20 protein-coding genes are annotated in these 21,015 nt (G+C 64.5%); 17 read left to right on the top strand and 3 right to left on the bottom strand.

What is annotated here, in order from left to right:
• Window positions 1-3: 3 nt before the first annotated feature.
• Window positions 4-1,413, bottom strand: a complete 1,410-nt coding sequence (locus NCR40_RS22845; RefSeq protein ID WP_244830110.1) for an HdeD family acid-resistance protein — start codon at window positions 1,411-1,413, stop codon at window positions 4-6.
• A 113-nt stretch (window positions 1,414-1,526) separates the two neighbouring features.
• Window positions 1,527-2,399: a GNAT family N-acetyltransferase gene (locus NCR40_RS22840; RefSeq protein WP_250510730.1), complete on the bottom strand. Its 873-nt coding sequence runs from the start codon at window positions 2,397-2,399 to the stop codon at window positions 1,527-1,529.
• 237 nt (window positions 2,400-2,636) lie between these two features.
• On the opposite strand from NCR40_RS22840, the gene NCR40_RS22835 reads away from it, so the two are divergent.
• The 12 genes from NCR40_RS22835 (at window position 2,637) to NCR40_RS22785 (ending at window position 15,122) form a co-directional block, all read left to right on the top strand.
• A complete protein-coding gene (locus tag NCR40_RS22835) occupies window positions 2,637-4,115 on the top strand; it encodes an aldehyde dehydrogenase family protein (protein WP_250510729.1) in 1,479 nt (492 codons plus the stop codon).
• A gap of 70 nt (window positions 4,116-4,185) precedes the next feature.
• A complete protein-coding gene (locus NCR40_RS31350) occupies window positions 4,186-4,317 on the top strand; it encodes a hypothetical protein (RefSeq protein ID WP_255784709.1) in 132 nt (43 codons plus the stop codon).
• Complete coding sequence (locus NCR40_RS22830; RefSeq protein WP_250468443.1) at window positions 4,314-4,982, top strand: haloacid dehalogenase type II; 669 nt, start codon at window positions 4,314-4,316, stop codon at window positions 4,980-4,982. The genes NCR40_RS31350 and NCR40_RS22830 overlap by 4 nt, the downstream gene beginning before the upstream one ends.
• 22 nt (window positions 4,983-5,004) lie before the next feature.
• On the top strand, window positions 5,005-6,279 hold the full coding sequence (locus NCR40_RS22825) for an NAD(P)/FAD-dependent oxidoreductase (protein WP_250510728.1): 1,275 nt from the start codon (window positions 5,005-5,007) through the stop codon (window positions 6,277-6,279).
• Between the two features lie 86 nt (window positions 6,280-6,365).
• Window positions 6,366-7,982, top strand: coding sequence for an ABC transporter substrate-binding protein (locus NCR40_RS22820; RefSeq protein ID WP_244830115.1), 1,617 nt, complete (start codon window positions 6,366-6,368; stop codon window positions 7,980-7,982).
• Between the two features lie 75 nt (window positions 7,983-8,057).
• Window positions 8,058-9,014: an ABC transporter permease gene (locus NCR40_RS22815; RefSeq protein WP_244830116.1), complete on the top strand. Its 957-nt coding sequence runs from the start codon at window positions 8,058-8,060 to the stop codon at window positions 9,012-9,014.
• Entirely contained in the window at window positions 9,011-9,955 is a 945-nt protein-coding gene (locus NCR40_RS22810; RefSeq protein WP_250468441.1) for an ABC transporter permease, read from the top strand. The genes NCR40_RS22815 and NCR40_RS22810 overlap by 4 nt, the downstream gene beginning before the upstream one ends.
• Window positions 9,952-11,799, top strand: a complete 1,848-nt coding sequence (locus NCR40_RS22805; protein WP_250510727.1) for an ABC transporter ATP-binding protein — start codon at window positions 9,952-9,954, stop codon at window positions 11,797-11,799. Before NCR40_RS22810 ends, NCR40_RS22805 begins: the two co-directional genes overlap by 4 nt.
• The gene (locus NCR40_RS22800) at window positions 11,796-12,116 is read left to right on the top strand and encodes a (2Fe-2S)-binding protein (protein WP_244830119.1); all 321 of its coding nucleotides are present in this window, start codon (window positions 11,796-11,798) and stop codon (window positions 12,114-12,116) included. The genes NCR40_RS22805 and NCR40_RS22800 overlap by 4 nt, the downstream gene beginning before the upstream one ends.
• A complete protein-coding gene (locus tag NCR40_RS22795; RefSeq protein WP_250510726.1) occupies window positions 12,095-13,513 on the top strand; it encodes an FAD/NAD(P)-dependent oxidoreductase in 1,419 nt (472 codons plus the stop codon). The genes NCR40_RS22800 and NCR40_RS22795 overlap by 22 nt, the downstream gene beginning before the upstream one ends.
• A complete protein-coding gene (locus NCR40_RS22790; protein ID WP_250510725.1) occupies window positions 13,510-14,679 on the top strand; it encodes an NAD(P)/FAD-dependent oxidoreductase in 1,170 nt (389 codons plus the stop codon). The genes NCR40_RS22795 and NCR40_RS22790 overlap by 4 nt, the downstream gene beginning before the upstream one ends.
• On the top strand, window positions 14,676-15,122 hold the full coding sequence (locus NCR40_RS22785; RefSeq protein WP_250510724.1) for a helix-turn-helix domain-containing protein: 447 nt from the start codon (window positions 14,676-14,678) through the stop codon (window positions 15,120-15,122). The genes NCR40_RS22790 and NCR40_RS22785 overlap by 4 nt, the downstream gene beginning before the upstream one ends.
• Here NCR40_RS22785 and NCR40_RS22780 read toward each other — a convergent pair.
• On the bottom strand, window positions 15,036-16,007 hold the full coding sequence (locus NCR40_RS22780) for a LysR family transcriptional regulator (protein WP_250494137.1): 972 nt from the start codon (window positions 16,005-16,007) through the stop codon (window positions 15,036-15,038). The genes NCR40_RS22785 and NCR40_RS22780 overlap by 87 nt on opposite strands.
• A gap of 103 nt (window positions 16,008-16,110) precedes the next feature.
• Here NCR40_RS22780 and NCR40_RS22775 point away from each other — a divergent pair, with 103 nt between their 5' ends.
• The 5 genes from NCR40_RS22775 to NCR40_RS22755 all read left to right on the top strand — a co-directional run bounded on the left by NCR40_RS22775 (window position 16,111) and on the right by NCR40_RS22755 (window position 20,994).
• Window positions 16,111-17,187 carry an ABC transporter ATP-binding protein gene (locus tag NCR40_RS22775; protein WP_250510723.1) on the top strand — a complete coding sequence of 359 codons (1,077 nt, stop codon included), beginning with the start codon at window positions 16,111-16,113 and terminating at the stop codon, window positions 17,185-17,187.
• Window positions 17,188-17,268: 81 nt separating this feature from the next.
• Entirely contained in the window at window positions 17,269-17,982 is a 714-nt protein-coding gene (locus NCR40_RS22770; RefSeq protein ID WP_244830125.1) for an HAD-IA family hydrolase, read from the top strand.
• A 2-nt stretch (window positions 17,983-17,984) separates the two neighbouring features.
• Window positions 17,985-19,295 (top strand): NAD(P)/FAD-dependent oxidoreductase, encoded by a 1,311-nt coding sequence (locus NCR40_RS22765; RefSeq protein ID WP_250510722.1) that lies wholly within the window; start codon window positions 17,985-17,987, stop codon window positions 19,293-19,295.
• Between the two features lie 38 nt (window positions 19,296-19,333).
• Window positions 19,334-20,203, top strand: a complete 870-nt coding sequence (locus NCR40_RS22760) for an ABC transporter permease (protein ID WP_502801016.1) — start codon at window positions 19,334-19,336, stop codon at window positions 20,201-20,203.
• The gene (locus NCR40_RS22755; protein ID WP_250510720.1) at window positions 20,200-20,994 is read left to right on the top strand and encodes an ABC transporter permease; all 795 of its coding nucleotides are present in this window, start codon (window positions 20,200-20,202) and stop codon (window positions 20,992-20,994) included. Before NCR40_RS22760 ends, NCR40_RS22755 begins: the two co-directional genes overlap by 4 nt.
• The last annotated feature ends 21 nt before the right edge of the window (window positions 20,995-21,015 follow it).

The following is a 21,015-nucleotide window of genomic DNA, read 5'->3' as shown; positions in this document are numbered from 1 at the left end:
CGTTCAGCCCGGTTCCTTCACTTGCCCGGCTTGCGCGGCGGCGTCTTGCGCCGCCTCTTCTTCCGCACGCCAGCGCTGACGCGATCGATACATCGTCGCCAGCGCAATGCGCGCCATCTTCACCCAGCCCGAACGGCGCGGATCGGCCAACATGCTGAGCGCGCGCGCGTAGTCGAGCGTCAGGCCCGGCGTCCACGCCATGGTCGCCGCGCGCTTGCGCACTTGCGCCGCCACCCATAGCTCGGGCGTCGTCATGATGCGCACGAGCGGATTCCACCCGCCGCGCTTGCCCCACACACGCGCCGATGCGCCTTCGATGGCCGCTTCGAGCGCGCGCGCCACGGTGCTCGAACAGTTTCGATACGTGAGGTTATAGGTCGTATCGCGCTGATATTCCTGCCAGAAGCGCGCGAGCCTTTCGGGATCGTAATTGCGGATGCGTACCTGTTGCGTCGACGGGCACCATGCTTTCGATTCGGTCGCGTAGTCGGGTTGAAACATGCCGGGCACATCGTTATCGCGGGTCGCACGCAAGAGGCGCGAGAACTCGTCCGGCGAGCGGTCTATCTCCACCGCCGGATACAGGCTGATATACACGCCCTCGGGCGTTTCGAGCGCGGCATGGCCGGTCGAGATGGTGCCGTTGCGGTCGACGGCGGCAATGTACCGGTCGATGATCAACTGCCTGCGCGGCTGCATCTTCGCGGTGCCGACCGGCGTCCATACATGCACGGTCAAGGCGGCTTCGTCGGGTCCGGGAGGGCCGTCCCAGACGACGCCCGCGACCGGCGTGCGTGCCGCCTGCACGGACGCCTGCGATGCAGCTGCGGCGGCCGCGGCGTCATCGGCTGCGGGGTTGCGCGCGAGACGCCGCACGCGCGAGGCGAGCAGCAGCATGTTCCATCCACCGAAGAAAAGGCCAAACGCCACGCAATAAGCCACCGTGCCCGCGTAGTAATCCGGATACGGCTGGTAGAAGAAAATGGCGATGGCGATCTCGAACACGCCGCCTGCCATCGCGAGCTTCCAGCGGCGATAGCGGACCACGCGCGCGGAGACGATCTGCAACGCGCCATCTACGAGAAAGAGCGTGCCGAAGATGAGCGACAGCACGAAGTTGCCGCGCTCGCCGCCGATCAGCACGAGCAGCGCCGACAAAGAGAACGCCGCGCTCTTAACGTAGCGCAGCGTGCGTTGCCCGCCCATGCCGGTCCATGCAACCGCAAGCGTGGCGAGTCCTTCGAGCAGCAAGGCGAGCGCGAACGGGATGATGGGAAAGTACAGCGAGCCGTCGAGGGCATCGACGAAAATGACTCCGCCCAGCGCGATGCTCAGAAAGCCGAGCACCATGACTTCGCGCCAGCGCGTGCGCAGATAGTCCACGCCGAGAAGAATCATCACGAGACGAACCATGTCGAAGCTCCGTCGAACTGTTCGGTGCGTGGAGTGCGTCCATTCGCAAACGACGCGGCCACTCACTATATAAAGCATCGGACGGGGAAGCGGCAAGCTCGCGATGACAAGCCCTAACCTAACGCCTGACTGGCGATGGCGTATTCGATCGATGTGGCATCGACGGGCAAGGGACCATTGCGCACCACGCGCTCGATGCTGTCGACATGCGGCAAGCCGAGGCCTTCGAGCCATGTCGAAAGTCCGAGCCTCGCGGGGGTATCGACACGTACGAACATACCTGCATGCAGCGCGAGCCAATAACTGATGAGCGCTTTCGCGCGGCTTTCATTCGGCGAGTCGGGCGCGACCACCGGGCCGATCACATGACCGTCGCCGAAGCGCCGGAACAATGCGAAGCCGAGCAACTCGCCGTCGCGATCGAGCGCGATACCGCTTGCGACATCGAGCAATTGCGGCAGCACGGCGCTGCGATCCAGCCCGCTTGCACGCGAGGCGAGATCGACCAGACGCGGCGTGTCGTTCGCGCCGATGGGCCGCAGCCGCTCGCCCGGCGGCAGCGAAACGAGCGGCGGCTGAAACGCCGCGCCCTGATGCTGATGGATGGTGCCGGTCTTCTGGAAGCCGAGCGTTTCGCATAGCGCGAGCCCGGAACCGATCGCATGCATGACGACCGTGCGCGCGCCGAGTTCCCGTATGTGCCGCTCGATCAGCTCACGGCCGATGCCGAGTTGCTGATGCTCCGGCGACACGATGAACATGCCGATGGACGCGGCCTCCAAACCGAACTTCCATGCGAGTGCCGTACCGACCACCGCGCCGGAAGCGTCGACGGCGGCGATGCCGCTGCTGGTCCGCGCGGCAAACCGCCAGTCGTCCGGACGATGCCGCCACCGGACGGCGCTCGACAACGCGTGTCCTGCCGCGATGTCGTCGGGCGTGAAAGCGCGATATCGAATCGCATCGTGCTGATTAGAGTCGGGCACGCCGGCCTCCTGGTTCTGAGCGTTCTGTAGACGGTTATCGCGACTGTGACACCGCACAACGCGCATGACTAGGACGATCTTCCTATCAAGCGTTGCGCCTTTGATGCAATGCAAAACCACGGGTTAGGCGTGCAAGAACGCGCCCGATATGCCGATTGCGCAATTTTGTCAGCGAATTATGCCGGGCCTTCGGACCTAAGATTTCATACGACATCAACGCATACAAGGCCCAAGCACATGGACCGTTTCGATCCCGCCGTCATTGCCGTGCCGCGCGGCCACTTCATCGGTGGCGAGTTCGTCGATGCAGGCACCACGCGCATCGACGTCACGCGGCCTTCGGATGGCGTCGCGTACGCATCCATTCCAGTCGCCGATGCGGCCATGATCGACCACGCCGTGCAGAACGCCTACACCGCGTGGCGCACGAGCGGCTGGGCAAGCTGCGCGCCGCGCGAGCGGGCCCGCGTGCTGCGCCGTTTCGCGGATCTCGTTGCCGCCGACGCCGCCACGCTCGCGCCGCTCGAAGCGCTCGGCTCCACGCGTCCCGTGCGCGATGCATTCAACTGGGACGTGCCGTTCACCGCCGAAGGCATCCGCTTCTACGCGGAACTCGCCGACAAGATCGGCGGTGAGGTCGCGGCGACGGATCATCGGCATCTCGGCATGACCATGACCGAGCCGTATGGCGTGATCGGCGCCATCGCACCGTGGAATTTTCCGCTGGTGATGGCGTCGTGGAAGATCGCACCGGCGCTCGCGGCCGGTAACGCGGTGGTTCTCAAGCCTTCGGAGATGACGCCGTTTTCGGTGCTGCGTCTCGCCCGGCTCGCGCTCGAAGCAGGCGTGCCGCCAGGCATCTTCAATGTCGTTCAGGGCGATGGCCGCACGACCGGCGACGCGCTCGTGCGTCATCCGCGCATCGCCAAGGTGACGTTCACGGGATCGACACGCACGGGCGCCGCGATCATGGCCGCCTGCGCCGAGACCGGCACCAAGCCCGTGACGCTGGAACTGGGCGGCAAGAGTCCGCAGATCGTCTTCGCGGATGCCCCGCGTATCGATGAAGTCGCGCGGCGTATCGCCGGTGCGATCGCCGGCAACGCGGGCCAGGTATGCGTCGCGGGATCGCGGCTCCTGGTCGAGCGTTCGATCGCGGATGAACTCGCCGATCGCATTGCACATGTATTCGGCGAACTGCATGCCGGACCGACCTGGGCCGCCGACACCACCTTGCCGCCGATCATCTCCGAGCCGCAAGCCGCGCGTATCGAAGCGATCGTACAACGCAGCGTCGCGAGCGGCGCCGCGCTGCGCTGCGGCGGAGAACGCCCGCATGCCGCGACGCCCGGACCGTTCTATGCGCCGACGCTTCTGACCGGCGTGACACAGGAAACGGAAGCCGTGCGCCACGAAATCTTCGGCCCGGTGCTGACCTTGCAGGCCTTCGACAGCGAAGAGGAAGCGCTCGCACTCGCCGCTCACCCCGACTATGGCCTCGCCGCCGGCGTGCACACTGCAGACCTCGGCCGCGCGCTGCGTATGGTGCGCGGCATCGAGGCGGGCACGGTGTGGGTCAACCGCTACGGCCGGACCAGCGACTTCGTGATTCCCACCGGCGGCTACAAGGGTTCGGGCATCGGCAAGGACCTCGGGCGGCAAGCCTTCGAAGCCAATTTGCGCATCAAGAGCGTGCTGATCGACATCGGTCAATGAACGATCGATCGTGCGTCGGAAACGCGCCGCATAAGCTGCTGCGGACATGCCTCGAAACGAGTTGTTTTGCATGGTCGAAGCACCCGCATTCAACGACATCAGTATTTTTGCCCTGATTAAATTTTCTTCAGGAAATGCGTTTTTCCTGGCCCTCGCCCCTGAACCCTGCGCGGTTCATTACCCGATAGGACTGACACCATGATCGATTTCGAGCCTAAGTACATCACCTTCGACTGCTACGGCACGCTGACGAAGTTCCGCATGGCCGATATGGCCCGCGAGATGTACGGCGACCGTCTGAAGGGCGCCGAGCTTGAAAAGTTCGTCGCATTCTTTTCCGGATACCGCCGCGACGAAGTGCTCGGCGCGTGGAAGCCGTATCGCGATGTCATCGTCAATGCCGTGCGCCGTGCGTGCCAGCGCATGAACGTCGAGTTCAACGAAGCCGAAGCCGAAAAGTACTACCTCGCCGTGCCGAGCTGGGGGCCGCATCCGGACGTCCCGGAAGGTCTGTCGCGTCTCGCTTCGAAGTACAAGCTCGTGATTCTCTCCAACGCATCGAATGACCAGATTCAAAGCAACGTCGACAAGCTCGGCGCGCCGTTCCATCGCGTGTTCACGGCACAGCAGGCGCAGTCGTACAAGCCGCGCATGCAAGGCTTCGAGTACATGTTCGACCAGCTCGACTGCAACCCCGAAGACGTGCTGCACGTGTCGTCGAGCCTGCGCTACGACCTGATGACCGCGCACGACATGGGCGTGAAGCACAAGGCGTTCGTCAAGCGCGGCCACGAGCCGAGCACGCCGTACTACGAGTACTACGAAGTCGACACCATCGGCGATCTCGCCACCGAGCTCGGCCTGTAATCGTCATCCTCCGGACCCGCCGATGAAACTCGACTCCTACTGGCTCGATACCGCACCCGCCTTCACGGCGGCGCAGGAAGGCCCGGCCGATGGCCGGGTCGATGTGGCGGTGATCGGCGGCGGCTTCACCGGTCTGTCGGCGGCGCTGGCGCTTGCCAAACGCGGCGCGAGCGTCGCCGTGTTCGATGCGGGGAAAATGGGCGGCGGCGCTTCCGGGCGCAACGGCGGCCAGTGCAACACCGGCGTGGCGCAGGACTATGCGGCGTTGCGCTCGCAACTGGGCGTCGAGCGTGCGCAGGGCTGTTATCGCGCGTATGCGGCCGCCGTCGATACCGTCGAGCGTTTGATTCGCGAGGAAGGTATCGATTGCGATTATGTTTCGACGGGTAAGCTCAAGCTCGCGTCGAAGCCGCATCATCTCGCGCATATCGAACGGACCGCCGAACTCATTCGCCGCGAAGTCGATCCCGATATCGACGTGCTGACTCGCGAACAGGTTCGCGGCGAAGTGCAGTCGGACAGTTTTCATGGCGGCTTGCTGCAACGTCATGGTGGCCAGATGCATATGGGCAAGTTCGCGGCGGGTCTTGCGAACGCCGCCGTGCGGCAAGGCGCGAAGCTCTTCGAACATGCGGAAGTGCGCGGCATCACGAAGAAAGACGGCGGATTTCGAATCGATACGGCGCGCGGCGCGGTGAGCGCAAAGCAAGTGTTGATCGCGACCGGTCCTTCCAAGCACGGTCCGTTCTCATGGTACAGACGCAGGCTCGCGCCGGTGGGCTCGTTCATCATCGTGACCGCGCCGCTGCCGGCAGAAGAGCTCGCGCGCATCTTGCCCAAGCGCCGCTCCTACACCACGAGCCGCCTCATGCATAACTATTTTCGCGTGACGCCGGATGCGCGTTTGTTGTTCGGCGGACGCGCGCGCTTCACAGCATCCGAAAGACCTTCGGATGCGAAGAGCGGCCGCATCCTGCAGGACAACCTCGCGCAGATGTTCCCGAGTCTCGCGAGCGTAGGCATCGACTATTGCTGGGGCGGTCTCGTCGATATCACCGCGGACCGTCTGCCGCGCGCCGGGCAGCACGACGGCATCTACTTTTCGATGGGTTACAGCGGCCACGGCACGCAGATGTCCACGCACATGGGCCAGGTCATGGCCGACGTGATGAACGGCAAGGCCGACGCCAATCCGTGGCGCGATTTCGACTGGCCCGCCATTCCGGGTCACACGGGCAAGCCGTGGTTCCTGCCGTTGGTCGGTGCGTACTACTCGATCAAAGACGTTTTCTATTGAAGCATCGAAGCATCGAAGCAAATACAGCCAGCCGGAAACAACCGAGCCGGCGATTCATTCAGCCCCAATCTCACGCGGAGAAGTTCATGAGCATCGATCAATCGCCTGATGCAGTCGACCATGCCGGTATCCGGCTCGACGAACTGACGAAAAAAGGCGCGTCGCGCCGTAGCGTGCTGCGCGCGCTGACCGCGGGCGGCTTGCTGTCCGTCACCGGCACGGGCCTGCTTTCCGTGAGCGGCGCCGCGTTCGCGCAGGAAAAGCCGAAGCAGGGCGGACGGATTCGCGTGGCGACGCAATCGTCTTCGTCCGCCGATACGCTCGACCCCGCCAAGGGCGCGCTCGGCACCGACTACGTGCGCGGCTTCATGATCTACAACGGCCTGACCGAACTGGATTCGCATCTCGGCGCGCAGATGTCGCTGGCTGAATCGCTCGAAACGAAAGACGCGACCGTGTGGGTCGTGAAGCTCAGAAGCGGCGTGCAGTTCCACGACGGCAAGTCGCTTGCGCCGCAGGACGTGATCTATTCGCTGATGCGTCACAAGGATGCAGCGGTCGGCTCGAAGGCCAAGACCATTGCCGACCAGTTCAAGGACGTGAAGGCCACCGGCCCGAACGAAGTGACCATCACGCTCGCCGGCGCGAACGCCGACCTGCCCGTGATTCTCGCGGATTCGCACTTCCTCATCATCAAGGACGGCACCACCGACTTCAAGACGGCGATCGGCACGGGTCCGTTCAAGGTCAAGGAATTCACGCCGGGCGTGCGTACGGTCGGCGTGCGCAACGAGAAGTACTGGAAGCCGGGCCTGCCGCATCTGGACGAAGTGGAGCTGATCGGTATCGCCGATGAATCCGCGCGCGTCAACGCGCTTCTGTCCGGCGACGTGCAACTGATCAACGCGGTGAGCGCGCGCTCGACGGACCGCATCAAGGGCACGCAAGGCTTCAACGTGCTGGAAACGAAGACGGGTCAATACACCGACCTGATCGTGCGCGACGACGGCGGCATCACGGGCACGAGCGATTTCCGGCGCGGCATGATGCACTTGATGGATCGCGACCAGATTCGCCAGACCGTGTTTCGCGGCTATGGCGCAATCGGCAACGACCAGCCGATCGATCCGACCAACAAGTACTACATGGCCGGTCTGCCGCAACGCAAGTTCGATCCGGACAAGGCCAAGTTCTACTTCCAGAAGGCGAAGCTCGGCAGCGCGCCGGTGCAACTGTACGCATCGCCGGCGGCTGAGGGTTCGGTCGAAATGGCCGTGCTCTTGCAACAGGTCGCGCCGCAAGCGGGCCTGAATCTGCAAGTGGTGCGCGTGCCCGCCGACGGCTATTGGTCGAATCACTGGATGAAGCATCCGCTCGGCTACGGCAACATCAACGCACGCCCGAGCGCGGATGTGCTGTTCACGCAGTTCTTCAAGTCCGATGCACCGTGGAACGAAGCCAACTGGAAGAACCCGCAGTTCGACCAGATGCTGGTGGCCGCGCGCGGCGAGCCGGACGACGCCAAGCGCAAGAAGATCTACGGCGACATGCAACAGCTCGTGCACGAGGACGGCGGCATCGGCATTCCGATGTTCCAGAGTTCCCTCGATGCCCACACCGCGAAGCTCAAGGGCCTCGGCTCGATTCCGCTCGCCGGTCTCGGCGGCTTCATGTTCGCGGAAAAGGTCTGGCTCACGGCGTAAAGCACGCTGCGTCTCAAGCGACATCGCGCGCCCTCAACGGACGGCGCGCGAACCTCAAACCGGAGGCGATATCCGATGAAAGTTCATGCGCAACGACTCGTCGCCACGCGCATCGGCCTCGCGTTGCTGACCTTGCTGATCGTCTCGGCGGTGGTGTTCGGCATCACGGGTCTCTTGCCCGGCGATGCCGCACAGCAGGCGCTCGGCCAGGCGGCCACGCCCGAGCAGGTCACGGCCCTGCGTCACGAGTACGGGCTCGATCAGCCCGCGCTACAACGCTACGTGCAATGGCTCGTGCATGTGGTCTCGGGCAACTTCGGCACGTCGCTGTCGAACAATCTCCCGGTGAGTCAGCTGATCGCCTCGCGTCTGCCGAATTCGCTCGTGCTGGCCGGTTTGACCGCGCTGGTTTCGGTGCCGGTGGCGCTCTTCATCGGCATCGTATCGGCCATGTTTCGCGGCTCGCTGCTCGACCGCGCGCTCAACGTGCTGACGCTTTCGACCGTGGCCGTGCCCGAGTTTCTCGTCGCGACCATCGCCGTCCTGATCTTCGCGGTGAAGCTGCGCTGGCTGCCAGCGCTCTCGTATCTCTCGGATGTGTCGTCGTTCGGCGCGCTCTTGCGGGTCTACGCGATGCCAGTGATGACGCTCTGCTGCGTGATCGTCGCGCAAATGGCACGCATGACGCGCGCGGCGGTGTTGGATCAGCTCAACGCGTCTTACGTGGAGATGGCGCGTCTAAAGGGCGCATCGCCGATGCGCGTGGTGTTGCGGCACGTCTTACCCAACACCATCGGGCCGATTGCGAACGCGGTGGCGCTGAGTCTCTCGTATCTCTTCGGCGGCGTGGTGATCGTCGAATCGATTTTTAACTATCCCGGTCTTGCAAGCCTCATGGTCGATGCCGTCACCAACCGCGACATGCCGCTCGTGCAGGGCTGCGTCATGGTGTTCTGCGCGGCGTATCTCGCGCTCGTGCTGATTGCCGACCTGGCCCAGATCGTATCCAACCCACGGCTGCGTCAACGATGAATCGTCCCTCGACACCTCACGTGCCACACGCCTCGCAGGTCATGTACGAGCCGGAGCCCGGAATACCGGACGTGGCCGAAGCGCCGGTCATCGTGCAGAAGCGCGGCCCGCTGCGGCGTCTCGCCGGACGCTTCTCGGTGCTCGGCTTGATCGGTCTTTTCATCGTCGTGTTCTGGCTCGCGGTCGCGTTCCTGGCTCCGCTCGTCGCGCCGTACAAAGGCGGCGCGATGACTTCCATCGACATCTTCGGCAGCTATAGCGCGGCGCACTGGCTCGGCACCGATTATCTCGGCCGCGACATGCTTTCCCGCGTGCTGTACGGCACGCAGTACACGGTGGGCCTCGCGCTCGCGGCGACGCTGCTCGCGAGTTTCATCGGCACGTTTTTCGGTCTGATCGCGGCTGTGTCTGGCCGCTGGGTCGATGAAATCCTGAGCCGCTTCTTCGATGCGCTCATCTCCATTCCGAGCAAGGTGCTCGCGCTGGTGGTGATCGCCGCGTTCGGCTCGTCGATTCCCATGCTGACGATGGTCGCCGCGCTCGCCTACATTCCCGGCGCGTTCCGCATTTCGCGCTCGCTCGCGGTCAACATCATGACGCTCGAATACGTGCAGGTGGCAAGAGCGCGCGGCGAGAAGCTGTTCTATATCGCTCGCGTCGAAGTGCTGCCGAACATGATCCACCCGATGCTCGCCGACTTCGGCCTGCGCTTCGTGTTCATCGTGTTGCTGCTGTCGGGCCTGAGCTTTCTCGGCCTCGGTGTCCAGCCGCCGAACGCGGACTGGGGTTCGCTCGTGCGCGAGAACATCGGCGGTCTCGCGGAAGGCGCGCCGGCCGTGCTCATGCCGGCGGTCGCCATCGCCACGCTGACGGTCGGCGTGAATCTGCTCATCGACAGCCTGCGCCGCCACGGTGCGCGCGGCAACGGAGGCGCGCAATGACCACCAACATGATCGAAGTGAAAGGCCTGCGCGTGGTCGCGGGCGCGGCGCCGGACCCGGTCGTCGAGATCGTCAAAGGCGTGGACTTCGTCGTGAAGAAGGGCGAAGTGCTCGCGCTGATCGGCGAGTCGGGCTCGGGCAAGACGACGATTGCGCTGGCGCTGCTCGGCCATGCGCGCACCGGCTGCGCGATTGCGGGCGGTTCCGTCAAGATCGGCGACACCGAAGTGCTCGAACTGAGTGAAAAGGGCCGTCGCGCGCTGCGCTCGCGCACGGTGGCTTATGTGGCGCAGAGCGCGTCGGCGGGATTCAATCCGGCACGCACGATCATGGATCAGGTGACCGAGCCCGCGTTGCTGCACAAACTCATGTCCGCCGCGGCGGCGCGCGAGAAGGCGGTCGCGTTGTTCCGCGCGCTCGCGTTGCCGAATCCGGAAAGCATTGGCGACCGGTATCCGCATCAGGTCTCGGGCGGGCAGTTGCAGCGGTTGATGGCCGCGATGGCGCTGATCACCGATCCCGCCGTCGTCGTGTTCGACGAACCGACCACCGCGCTCGATGTGACCACGCAGATCGAAGTCCTCGCCGCATTCAAGCGCGTGGTGCGCGAACTCGGCACGACGGCGGTGTACGTATCGCACGACCTCGCCGTGGTGGCGCAGATGGCGGACCGCATCGTCGTGCTGAACGGCGGACGCGTGCGCGAGAACGGCGCGACCGCGCAAGTGCTCGACGCTCCCGCCGACGATTACACGCGCCAGTTGCTCGGCGCGGTGCGCCGCCCCGATGCGCTGCTCGCCGAACTCTCGCCGCTCACCAGTCAGGGCGCAAAGCCGTTGCTGGAAATTCGCCGCCTGAGCGCGGGTTATGGCCGTGTCGATGCGAACGGCGTGCCCGCCGTGCGCGTGCTCGACGACGTGAGCCTGAAGATCTCGCGTGGCAGCACGCTCGGTGTGATCGGCGAATCGGGATCGGGCAAGACGACGCTTGCACGCGTGGTCGCGGGTCTGGTGGACCGGGCGCGCGGCGACGTGCTGCTCGACGGCAAGCCGCTGCCGGCCAAGCTCTCCGAACGTACGCTCGAACAATACCGGCGCGTGCAGATCGTGTTCCAGAACGCCGATACCGCGCTCAACCCGAGCCGTACCATCGCCGATATTCTCGCGCGGCCGATGAACTTCTATCACGGCCTGCGCGGTGCGGCGGCACGGAAGCGCATGCTGGAACTGCTCGATCTGGTGAAACTGCCCGCAGCGATTGCGAAGCGCCAGCCGGGCGGTTTGTCGGGCGGACAGAAGCAGCGCGTGAATCTGGCGCGCGCGCTCGCCGCCGACCCCGCGCTCATTCTCTGCGACGAAGTCACGTCCGCGCTCGATACGGTGGTCGGCGCGGCCATTCTCGATCTGCTCGCGGAATTGCGCCGCGAACTCGGCGTCTCGCTCATGTTCATCAGCCACGACATCTCGACGGTGCGGGCCATCTGCGACGAAGTCATCGTGCTGTATGCGGGCCAGTGTGTCGAAGCGGGCCAGCGCGAGTCGCTTTCGCATCCGCCGTATCACCCGTACACGGGTCTGCTCGTCGATTCGGTGCCTGCGCTGCAACCGGGCTGGCTCGACGAGCGGCGCGCATCGACGCTGACTGCCTTGCCCGTGCTCGGCTCGGATAGCGGCGTGGATGCGTTGTGCAGCTTCCGTGCGCGTTGCACGGTGCGCATCGACGGCAAGTGCAATGTGACACCGCCATCGGTCAAGACCTTGCCTTCGGGCGCCGCCATTCTGTGCCACCGCTCGGCCGACGACCTCACGCGCATGCAGACACAAGACAACGCGGTGGCTGCATGAACGCACGTTTCGTGAGAGTGGCGGAGACGGGGCGCAAAACGGTGACCATCGTTATCGACGGCAGCATCGCACAGGCCAAGGAAGGCGACACGCTGATGGTCGCGCTGCTGACGGCGCAAGACACCTTGCGCGATTCCGAGTTCGGCGATGGCCGCCGCGCCGGTTTCTGCCTGATGGGCGCGTGCCAGGATTGCTGGGTTTGGACCGCGAGCGGCGAACGCCTGCGCGCCTGCACGACGCCGGTTGAAGAAGGCATGTCGATCGTCACACGCATCGGTCAGACGAAGGAGGGTGTATGGCCGCGCGCGAGCGTTTGAAGGTCGTGGTCATCGGCGGCGGACCGGCGGGCGTGCGCGCAGCCGAAGCGCTCGTGCGCGCGGGCTTGCGTCCGACCGTGGTCGATGAAGGACGGCGCGACGGCGGGCAGATTTATCGGCGGCAGCCCGAGGGGTTTTCGCGCTCGTATGAAACGCTTTATGGCAGCGAAGCCGCCCGCGCTCAGTCGCTGCATCGCACGTTCGACGGCTTGCGCGCGCAGATCGACTATCTGCCCGAGACGCTCGTGTGGAACATCGAACCGAACGTGGTGCATATCGTCAGCGGCACGCGCTATCGCAAGCTCGACTTCGACGCGCTCATCGTGTGCAGCGGCGCCACCGACCGCCTCATGCCGGTGCCGGGCTGGCATCACGCAGGCACGTATAGCCTCGGCGGCGCGCAGGTCGCGCTGAAGTCGCAAGGCTGTGCAATCGGCGCGCGCACGGTGCTGATGGGCACGGGACCGCTGCTCTATCTTGTCGCCGCGCAATATGTCAAAGCAGGCGCGACGGTCGGTGCGGTGCTGGACACCTCGACGCTTGCACAACGCATTCGCGCGTTGCCGCAACTGCTCGCCATGCCATCGACGCTCGTCAAGGGCATCGGCTTGATGCGCGTATTGCGTCGCGCGGGCGTGGCGGTGCATCGCGGCATCACGCCGGTTGGCATCGGCGGGACGGCCGAACATGGCGTCACCGGCGTGCGCGTTGAAACGGCGAACGGCGCGCAACTCGATATTGCCTGCGATGCCGTCGCGCTCGGCTATCACCTCCGTCCCGAAACGCAGCTCGCCGATCTCGCGGGCTGCGAGTTCGTCTTCGATCAGGCCGCCCGGCAATGGCTTGCTCGCATCGACGGCGATGGCCGCAGCAGCGTGCCCGGCGTCTATCTCGCGGGTGACGGCGCACGCGTGCGAGGCGCGGACGCCGCCGAGCGCTCCGGACAACTCGCGGCGCTCGCCGCCTTGCACGATGCGGGGCTCGCGCCCGACAACGCGCGCGTCACGCAATTACGCGACGAACTTGCGCGCTTCACGCGATTCGCCGCCGGCCTGCGGGCCGCTTTCCCGTGGCCCGCGCGCTTCGCTGCCGCGCTTCCGGACGAGGCGATCGTCTGCCGCTGTGAAGCCATCACAGCGGGCGAATTGCGTCGCGTGGTACGCGAAATGGGCGCGCGGGAAGCGAATCGCGCGAAGGCGTTTTCCCGCGTCGGCATGGGCCGCTGTCAGGGCCGATATTGCGCGCACGCGGGCGCGGAAGTCATCGCCGCCGAGGCGCGCGTGCCGCTCGAAGCGGTCGGACGTCTGCGCGGACAAGCGCCTGTCAAGCCGCTGCCGATGTCCGTGACGCCGCAGGACGAAGTGCATCGAGGAATCGAAAAGGAGTTGAGCGAATGAACGAGCGCGCCGATGTGATCGTGATCGGCGGCGGTATCGTCGGCACGACGACCGCATTCTTTTTGCGCCGCCGTAAGCGTTCCGTGATCGTGCTCGAACGCGGTCTCACCGGGCAGCAGGCAAGCGGCGTGAACTTCGGCGGCGTGCGTCGCCAGGGCCGCGCGCTTTCGCAGCTGGCCATGTCCAATCGCGCCTTGCAGACCTGGAAACGCTCGCGGGAACTGCTCGGCGAAGATGTCGAATTCCTGCCTTCGGGCCATACGCGCGTCTGCTATCACGCGCACGACGCCGAGTATTTTCAGCGCTATGCCGATGAAGCGCGCGCCCACGGCCTCGATCTCGAAGTGCTCGAAGGCCGGGCGATGTTCGAGCGCTTCCCCTTCCTCGGCCGCGAAGTCCTTGCCGCATCCGTTTCGCCGCTCGATGGCCACGCCAATCCACGACTCGCCGCGCCTGCGTTCGGGCGTGCGGCGACGCGGCTCGGAGCGCGCATCGTCGAGAACACGGAAGTGGTGCGTATCGAGAAAGAAGCGGGCGGCTTTCGCGTGGAAAGCGCGGCGGGCGACATCTATCGCGCCGAACAAGTGCTGGTATGCGCGGGCGCGTGGGCCAATACCTTGTCGACGCAACTCGGCGAGCCTGTGCCGCTCGTCGCGCGCGGCCCGCAAATGGCCGTGACCGAACCCGTGCCGTATGTCTTCCAGCATTCGATGGGCGTCTACACGACAGTCAAGGCCGAGAGCGTGTACTTCCGCCAGATTCCGCGCGGCAATCTCGTGCTCGGCGGCGGCCCGCCCGGTCCCGCCGATATCGCCACGCGCCGCGCGGGCGTGCTGCCGGAAAACACCGTCGCGCAGATGGCGCAGTTTCGCCGCATGGTGCCGGCGCTCGGACCCTTGCATGTGATTCGCGTCTGGAGCGGCGTCGAAAGCTATCTGCCGGATTCGGAACCGGTGATCGGCCCGAGCACGAAAGCCGATGGCCTCTTCTATGCGTTCGGTTTCAGCGGCTCGGGGTTTCAGATCGGGCCGGGCGTGGGCGAAACGCTCGCGGAACTGCTCGATACCGGCGCCACACCCATTCCTCTCGATTCGTTCTCCATTCAACGATTCCAGCGCGGCGCATCGGCACACGCGGAATCGGCCACGTCAGAGACTTCTTCATGAACCACGAGAGCCACGCGAACATCAAGCCCGCCGTGCTCGGCAACGCGCTCGCCTATATCGAAGCGAATTTCGACAAGACCGTGAGTCTTGCGCAGCTCGCCGATGTCTCGGCGTTGTCGGTGTCGCGCTTTGCGACCGTGTTTCGCGAGCAGATCGGGCTTTCGCCCTACAAGTATCTGTGCCGCGTGCGGGTGCGGCGTGCGCAGAGTCTGTTGCTCGCGGGCATGCCGGGATCGGTGGTGGCGACGGAAGTCGGCTTTTTCGATCAAAGCCATCTCGCGCGGCATTTCAAGCGCTTGTGCGGCATGACGCCGAGTACGTTCATCGAGCACGCACGCGACCATGCGGACACGCGTTCAGCCAAGCTCGATGCCGGTTGCCTTAAGGGCATCGCGAAGACCGAGCCGCGGATACTTGCTCTCGACGACGCGCATGTCGCCTAGCGTTTCCGCGATGAGCCAGTCGCGCACGTCGGCGACGATAGGCCGCAACGGCCGGTTCGGCGGCGTGACGAGGCAGCAGCGCCGGCTCGTCACGATGAGTTCCTGTTCCGCCGGCACGAGCGCGCCTTGCGCGAGCCAGTGAGACGCCACGTTGAGCCAGCCGAGCGCCATGCCTTGCCCGAGCAACGCGGCCTGCACGACGATGGCGTAGTCGTTGAAACTGAGCATGCCGGCGACATGCCGCTCTTGGTCGGCGAACGCGTGAAAGCGCTCATGCCAGCCGCGTTCGCCGTCGTCCATGACGATCACCGTATCGCCATGCGCGCGGCCCGCTTCGGTGCACGCGGTTTCGTGGTATCGCTCGTTCGATACCGGCAGCAGCGCTTCGGGCATGACCAGCACGGCGTTCTCGTCGATCTCTTCATCGTGAAGGAAGCGCATGCCGAGATCGACATCGACGAGCGGCCCGCCAATGCGCCCCGAGATCAGTTGAAAGCGCAGGTCCACCGAAGGAAACGCCTGATTGAGCCGGCTCATGCGCGGCATCAGCCAGTGCGTGGTGAAGGCGGTGGAAACCGACAGCGTGACCGACTCCACGCCGGTGGCGCGTGCCTCGATTTCGCGGATGGCGCTTTCTATGCCATTGAAGCCTTCCGATATCTTGCGATACAGAATGCGCCCGCTTTCCGTCAGTTCAATGCCGCCGCGCACGCGCTCGAAAAGCCGCACGCCGATATGGTCTTCCATGCGCGCGAGCATGCGGCTGACTGCGGGCTGACTCACGTAAAGTTCTTGCGCGGCACGCGTGAAATTACCGCAGCGCGCGGCCGCTTCGAAGACGAAGAGCGCGTTGGCGCTGGGCAGTTTCTTGCGAAGGTTTGGCATGACCTGATGTTATGCCCGATCCAACAATTTTGGAATTGCCGTCAAAAACATCGCGCCGTATATTTTTCTTAATCCTCAAGCCCGAAGACACGAGACGACACTCATGGATGCACGAGCGAAAACCGGCGTATCGATCAGGTCGGCAACCAAGCGCTACGGCGCGCTGGCCGCACTCGACGATGTTTCTCTCGACATCGCGCCGGGCGAATTCGTCTCGTTGCTCGGCCCGTCGGGTTCGGGCAAGACCACGCTGCTAGGCATTCTCGGCGGCTTCGTGCAGCCAACGTCCGGAAGCGTCTGGGTCGGCGAGCGCGACATTACATTTGCGCCGCCGCACAAGCGCGATATCGGCATCGTGTTTCAGAACTACGCGCTCTTTCCGCATATGACGGTGGGCGAGAACGTCGCGTTCTCCCTGCGTGCGCGACGCGAGCCGAAATCCACCTGGCCGAAGAAGGTCGCCGATGCCCTGGCGATGGTCGAACTCGCGGGCTACGAGAATCGCGGCATCGACCAGTTGTCGGGCGGGCAGAAGCAACGCGTGGCGCTCGCCCGCGCGATGGTCTTCGAGCCGCAACTGATCCTGATGGACGAGCCGCTCTCCGCGCTCGACAAGCAATTGCGCGAGACCATGCAGATCGAGCTGCGGCGGCTGCATCGGCGGCTTGGCGCGACCATTGTCAACGTGACGCACGATCAGCGCGAGGCGCTCACCATGAGCGACCGCGTGGCCGTGCTCAAAGACGGCAAGCTCGTGCAGATCGACACGCCCGAGCGTCTCTACGACCGTCCTTGCGATGCGTTCGTCGCGAGCTTCATCGGCGAGGCGACCTTGCTCGACGTGAGCCGCGCGGGCGACGACGCCGTGCGTCTCGGCAACACGGTCTTGCGCACGGCGCACCCGTTGCCGCGCGGCGAGAAGCTCTTGCTCGCGGTGCAGACGGAGAAGCTTTTCATCGAGCATGGCGACGCGCAAGCAAACGCCAACCGCTTTTCCTGTCGCGTGACCGAAGTGCTTTATCAGGGCGAAAGTCTGCGCGTGTTCGCGGTGCTCGCAGACGGCACGGCCATCAGCCTGAGACAGCCCGGCAGCTTCGAGGCGCGCCGCCGCATTCCCCAGCCGGGCGCCGAGATGATCGTGGCGCTCGATCCCGCGGACACCATCGTCGTGCCCGCATGAACGGTTTTTCATCGCCTGTGCACGGGCGATTCGACTGGCACATGTTGCCAACTCATACGCAACCCGCAAAAGGATGATGCAATGAATCTCACCGATTTCAAGGTCCTGACGTTCGATGTCGTCGGCACGCTGATCAACTTCGAAAAAGGCGTGCTCGATTCCGTGCGGCGTCTGGGCGGCCCGAAGGCGAAGGACCTGACCGATGACCAGATCTTCACGCCGTACATGGATGGCCGCGCGAAGTATCCGGGGCGTTCGAGCCATGAGATGGCCAACGTCTATCTGCATCTGGCGAAGGAACTCGGTTTGCCCGACGACGCGCAATCGGCTGCCGCGTTCCAGCGCGACGTGCTCGAATGGCCCGCCTTCGAAGATTCCGTTGCCGCATTGAAGCGCCTGCGCAAGCACTTCCGGCTCGTCGCGATGACCAACGCGGACCGCGTCGCGCTGTCGGCGTATGCGCATACGCTCGGCAATCCGTTCGACGATACCGTCTGCTGCGACGAAACCGGTGTCGCCAAGCCCGACCCGCAATTCTTCGCTTACAACCGTGGACGTCAGGCTGCGTTCGGCTACAAGTTCGACGAGATTCTGCATACGGCGCAGAGCCAGTATCACGACATCGGCGTCGCGACGAAGCTCGGTTATGCGACGTGCTGGATCGAACGCCGTCAAGGTCAGAAAGGCTTCGGCGCCACGCCCGTGCCGGAGAACGTGACGACGCCGACGTTCAAGTTCGCGACCCTCGCCGCGCTCGCCGATGCGGTCGAGGCCGAACTGCGCGCCGCCGCCTGATCATGCGCGCCCCGACGACGCCGCGTCCCGTACCCGACTCGCTCTGGCGGGCGATGGCCGGCCCCGCTGCCGCCACGGCGCCCTTGGCTCGCGACCTCGATGTGGAAGTCGCGATCATCGGTGCGGGCTATTCGGGGCTGACGGCCGCCCATGCCTTGCAAAAGCGCGGCGTGGCGTGCGCCGTGCTCGATGCGAATCCGGTCGGATGGGGCGCAAGCGGTCGCAACGGCGGCGTGGTGTCGTCGAAATTCAGGCTGTCGTTTCCGTCGATTGCGAGCGCGCATGGCGTCGCTATGGCCAAGCGCATGCATCGGCTCGCGCACGAGGGCGTGCGCGCGGTGGAAGCGCTCATCGACGAATTCGGTTTGCAGGCCGCGCAATTCGAGCACACGGGCAGTCTGCGTTGCGCTCATACCGAGCGCGCTTTCGCCTCGATACGGGCGGAAGCCGAGTGGGTTCGCACGACACTCGGCGACACGACCATGAGCGTGCAGTCGCGCGCCGAAGTGGAACACGAGACGGGTTCGCGTGGTTTCGTGGGCGGCGTGTTGAGCGCGGACGCGGGCACCATCTTGCCGCTGGAATACGTGCGCGGGCTTGCCGACGGTCTGACTGCGCGCGGCGTGCCGATCTTCGAATCGACACCGGTGATCGACATGACGCGCGCGGACGATCGTCGCGTGATCCTGCGTGCGCCTGGCGGCACGGTGCGCGCGAAACAGGTGATCGTCGCGACCAACGCTTATTCGAATCTTTCCGATGCCACCGCCGCCTATCATCGCGAACTCGTGCCGTTTCGCAGCGCGATGATCGCAACCGCGAAGCTCCCCGCCGACCTCGACGCGCAGATGATGATCAATCGCCGCAGCTACGCCGAAACGCGCCGCATGATGAAGTGGTTTCGCAAGGTGGATGGCCGCATGCTCTTCGGCGGACGCGATGCCTTCGGCAAGGAAGGCGAGCCAACCGGCTTCGATGCGTTGCAACGCGCGATGATCGCGCTGTTCCCGCAACTCAACGGCGTGCCGGTCGAGTACCGCTGGTCGGGTTATGTCGGCATGACCTTCAACGCGCTGCCGCATGTCGGCCGTAGCGACGACGCCACCACGTTCTGCCTCGGCTACAACGGCGCGGGGATTTCCATGGCGAGCCTCGTCGGGCAACATGCAGCGGCGCTCGCCCTCGGCGACAAGCCCGATCTCGCGCTGCTCGCGCAAGACGGCCTGCGGCCGGTGCCTTTTCATGCGCTGCGCGCGCCGGGCGTGAGGCTCGTCGCCGCGTGGTATCAGTTTCTCGACGCCGTGGGTGCATGATGACGATAGCCAAACGGATACTAGAGGATGCAACCCCGATGCATGCCGCCGCAACCGACCCCTCGGTGCGCCATCAAAGACGCGAAGACCGCGCCATGCTGCTGCTCATGGCGCCCGCGTTGTTCGTGGTGATCGTGCTGCTGGTGGTGCCGCTCGCGTGGCTGTCGTGGCAGTCCATTTATCACGAAGGCGCGTTCACGCTCGTGAACTATCGGCGCGTTTTCACGGGCGCTTATCTCGACACCTTTCTGCTGACGTTCAAGCTGTCCATCATCGTGACGGGCGTGACGCTTTTGCTGGGATATCCGGTCGCATATTTCGCGGCATCGGTTTCGCCGCGATGGAGCGCGTTGATACTCGGCATGGTCATTCTGCCGTTCTGGACCAGTGTGCTCGTGCGCACTTACGCATGGCTCGTGCTGTTGCAGCGCACGGGCCTCATCAACAAGGCGCTGCTCGGCATGGGGCTGATCGAGCGGCCCTTGCAGCTTTCGTATAACCAGTTCGGCACGATCATCGCGATGGTGCATATCCTCTTGCCTTTCATGGTGCTGCCGCTCTATTCGGCGATGCAGAAGATTCCGCCGAACCTGTCGCAAGCGGGCGCGAGTCTCGGCGGTTCGCCCTTGCATGTGTTCATGCGCGTGTTCTTGCCGCTCTCGATGGGCGGCGTGGTCGCGGGCGTGACACTCGTCTTCGTGCTGTGCCTGGGCTTCTACATCACGCCGGAACTCATGGGCGGCGGCAAGTCGATGATGGTCTCCATGATCGTCAGCCGGAATGCGGAGATCTACAACAGTTGGGGCGCGGCGAGTTCGGTGAGCGTGGTGCTGTTGCTGTGTGTCTTTGCAATCTTCTGGCTCGCGAGCCGCGTGATTCCGCTCGAAAAAACGCTGGGGGCGAAATGAAGAGACTGTCGCTCGGCCGGATCATACTCGGCGCATCGGTGCTCCTGATTCTCGTGTTCCTGATGGTGCCGGTGGTGATCGTCGTGCCGCTGTCGTTTTCGGATGCACGCTTTCTGACCTTTCCGCCGCCCGCGTATTCGTTGCGCTGGTATCACGCGTTCTTCGACAACCCCGCGTGGATCGACGCAGCCAAGACGACGTTCGCCGCGTCGACATGCGCGGCATTGATAGCGACGCCGCTCGGTATTGCGGCGGCTTATGGCATTCAGTACGGCTCGCACTGGTCGATGCGCTATCTGCGCACGCTCCTCATGTTGCCGATGATGGTACCGATCATCATCGTCGCGGTGGGCGTGTTCTTCGTGTTCGCGCAAGCGGGATATGTGAATACGCTGGGCGGGCTCATCATCGCGGACACCATGCTGGGTCTGCCTTATGTGCTCATCTCGGTCGGCGCGGATCTGCGCAGCTTCGACCGCACGCAGGAAATGGTCGCGCGCAGTCTCGGCATGAACCGCTTTCGCAGTTTCATGGCGGTGACGCTGCCGCAGATTCGCGCGAGCGTGATCTCGGGCGCGGTGTTCGTCTTCATTCAGGCGCTCGATGAAACCGTCGTCGCGCTGTTCATTTCGGGCGGCAGCAACCAGACGCTCACGCGTCGCATGTTCGTCACCTTGCGCGACGAGATCGATCCGACCATCGCGGCCATCAGCACCATGCTCACGGCGATTACGTTGTGCCTCGTGATGATCGTCGTCGTGAGCCGGCGCTCGGCGGTGGCGCGCACTTAACGCTTATAGAAACGGATCAAC

The sequence above is a fragment of the Caballeronia sp. GACF4 genome, from assembly GCF_023631025.1.
Classification (GTDB): domain Bacteria; phylum Pseudomonadota; class Gammaproteobacteria; order Burkholderiales; family Burkholderiaceae; genus Caballeronia.
This window is presented reverse-complemented; position numbering and strand designations above follow the sequence as displayed.

Excerpts from the sequence above, each read along its gene's own strand:
- NCR40_RS22845 (WP_244830110.1), bottom strand. The coding sequence starts at position 1,413 with ATGGTTCGTCTCGTGATGATTCTTCTCGGCGTGGACTATCTGCGCACG.
- NCR40_RS22835 (WP_250510729.1), top strand. The coding sequence starts at position 2,637 with ATGGACCGTTTCGATCCCGCCGTCATTGCCGTGCCGCGCGGCCACTTC.
- NCR40_RS31350 (WP_255784709.1), top strand. The coding sequence starts at position 4,186 with ATGGTCGAAGCACCCGCATTCAACGACATCAGTATTTTTGCCCTGATT.
- NCR40_RS22830 (WP_250468443.1), top strand. The coding sequence starts at position 4,314 with ATGATCGATTTCGAGCCTAAGTACATCACCTTCGACTGCTACGGCACG.
- NCR40_RS22825 (WP_250510728.1), top strand. The coding sequence starts at position 5,005 with ATGAAACTCGACTCCTACTGGCTCGATACCGCACCCGCCTTCACGGCG.
- NCR40_RS22820 (WP_244830115.1), top strand. The coding sequence starts at position 6,366 with ATGAGCATCGATCAATCGCCTGATGCAGTCGACCATGCCGGTATCCGG.
- NCR40_RS22815 (WP_244830116.1), top strand. The coding sequence starts at position 8,058 with ATGAAAGTTCATGCGCAACGACTCGTCGCCACGCGCATCGGCCTCGCG.
- NCR40_RS22810 (WP_250468441.1), top strand. The coding sequence starts at position 9,011 with ATGAATCGTCCCTCGACACCTCACGTGCCACACGCCTCGCAGGTCATG.
- NCR40_RS22805 (WP_250510727.1), top strand. The coding sequence starts at position 9,952 with ATGACCACCAACATGATCGAAGTGAAAGGCCTGCGCGTGGTCGCGGGC.
- NCR40_RS22800 (WP_244830119.1), top strand. The coding sequence starts at position 11,796 with ATGAACGCACGTTTCGTGAGAGTGGCGGAGACGGGGCGCAAAACGGTG.
- NCR40_RS22795 (WP_250510726.1), top strand. The coding sequence starts at position 12,095 with ATGGCCGCGCGCGAGCGTTTGAAGGTCGTGGTCATCGGCGGCGGACCG.
- NCR40_RS22790 (WP_250510725.1), top strand. The coding sequence starts at position 13,510 with ATGAACGAGCGCGCCGATGTGATCGTGATCGGCGGCGGTATCGTCGGC.
- NCR40_RS22785 (WP_250510724.1), top strand. The coding sequence starts at position 14,676 with ATGAACCACGAGAGCCACGCGAACATCAAGCCCGCCGTGCTCGGCAAC.
- NCR40_RS22780 (WP_250494137.1), bottom strand. The coding sequence starts at position 16,007 with ATGCCAAACCTTCGCAAGAAACTGCCCAGCGCCAACGCGCTCTTCGTC.
- NCR40_RS22775 (WP_250510723.1), top strand. The coding sequence starts at position 16,111 with ATGGATGCACGAGCGAAAACCGGCGTATCGATCAGGTCGGCAACCAAG.
- NCR40_RS22770 (WP_244830125.1), top strand. The coding sequence starts at position 17,269 with ATGAATCTCACCGATTTCAAGGTCCTGACGTTCGATGTCGTCGGCACG.
- NCR40_RS22765 (WP_250510722.1), top strand. The coding sequence starts at position 17,985 with ATGCGCGCCCCGACGACGCCGCGTCCCGTACCCGACTCGCTCTGGCGG.
- NCR40_RS22760 (WP_502801016.1), top strand. The coding sequence starts at position 19,334 with ATGCATGCCGCCGCAACCGACCCCTCGGTGCGCCATCAAAGACGCGAA.
- NCR40_RS22755 (WP_250510720.1), top strand. The coding sequence starts at position 20,200 with ATGAAGAGACTGTCGCTCGGCCGGATCATACTCGGCGCATCGGTGCTC.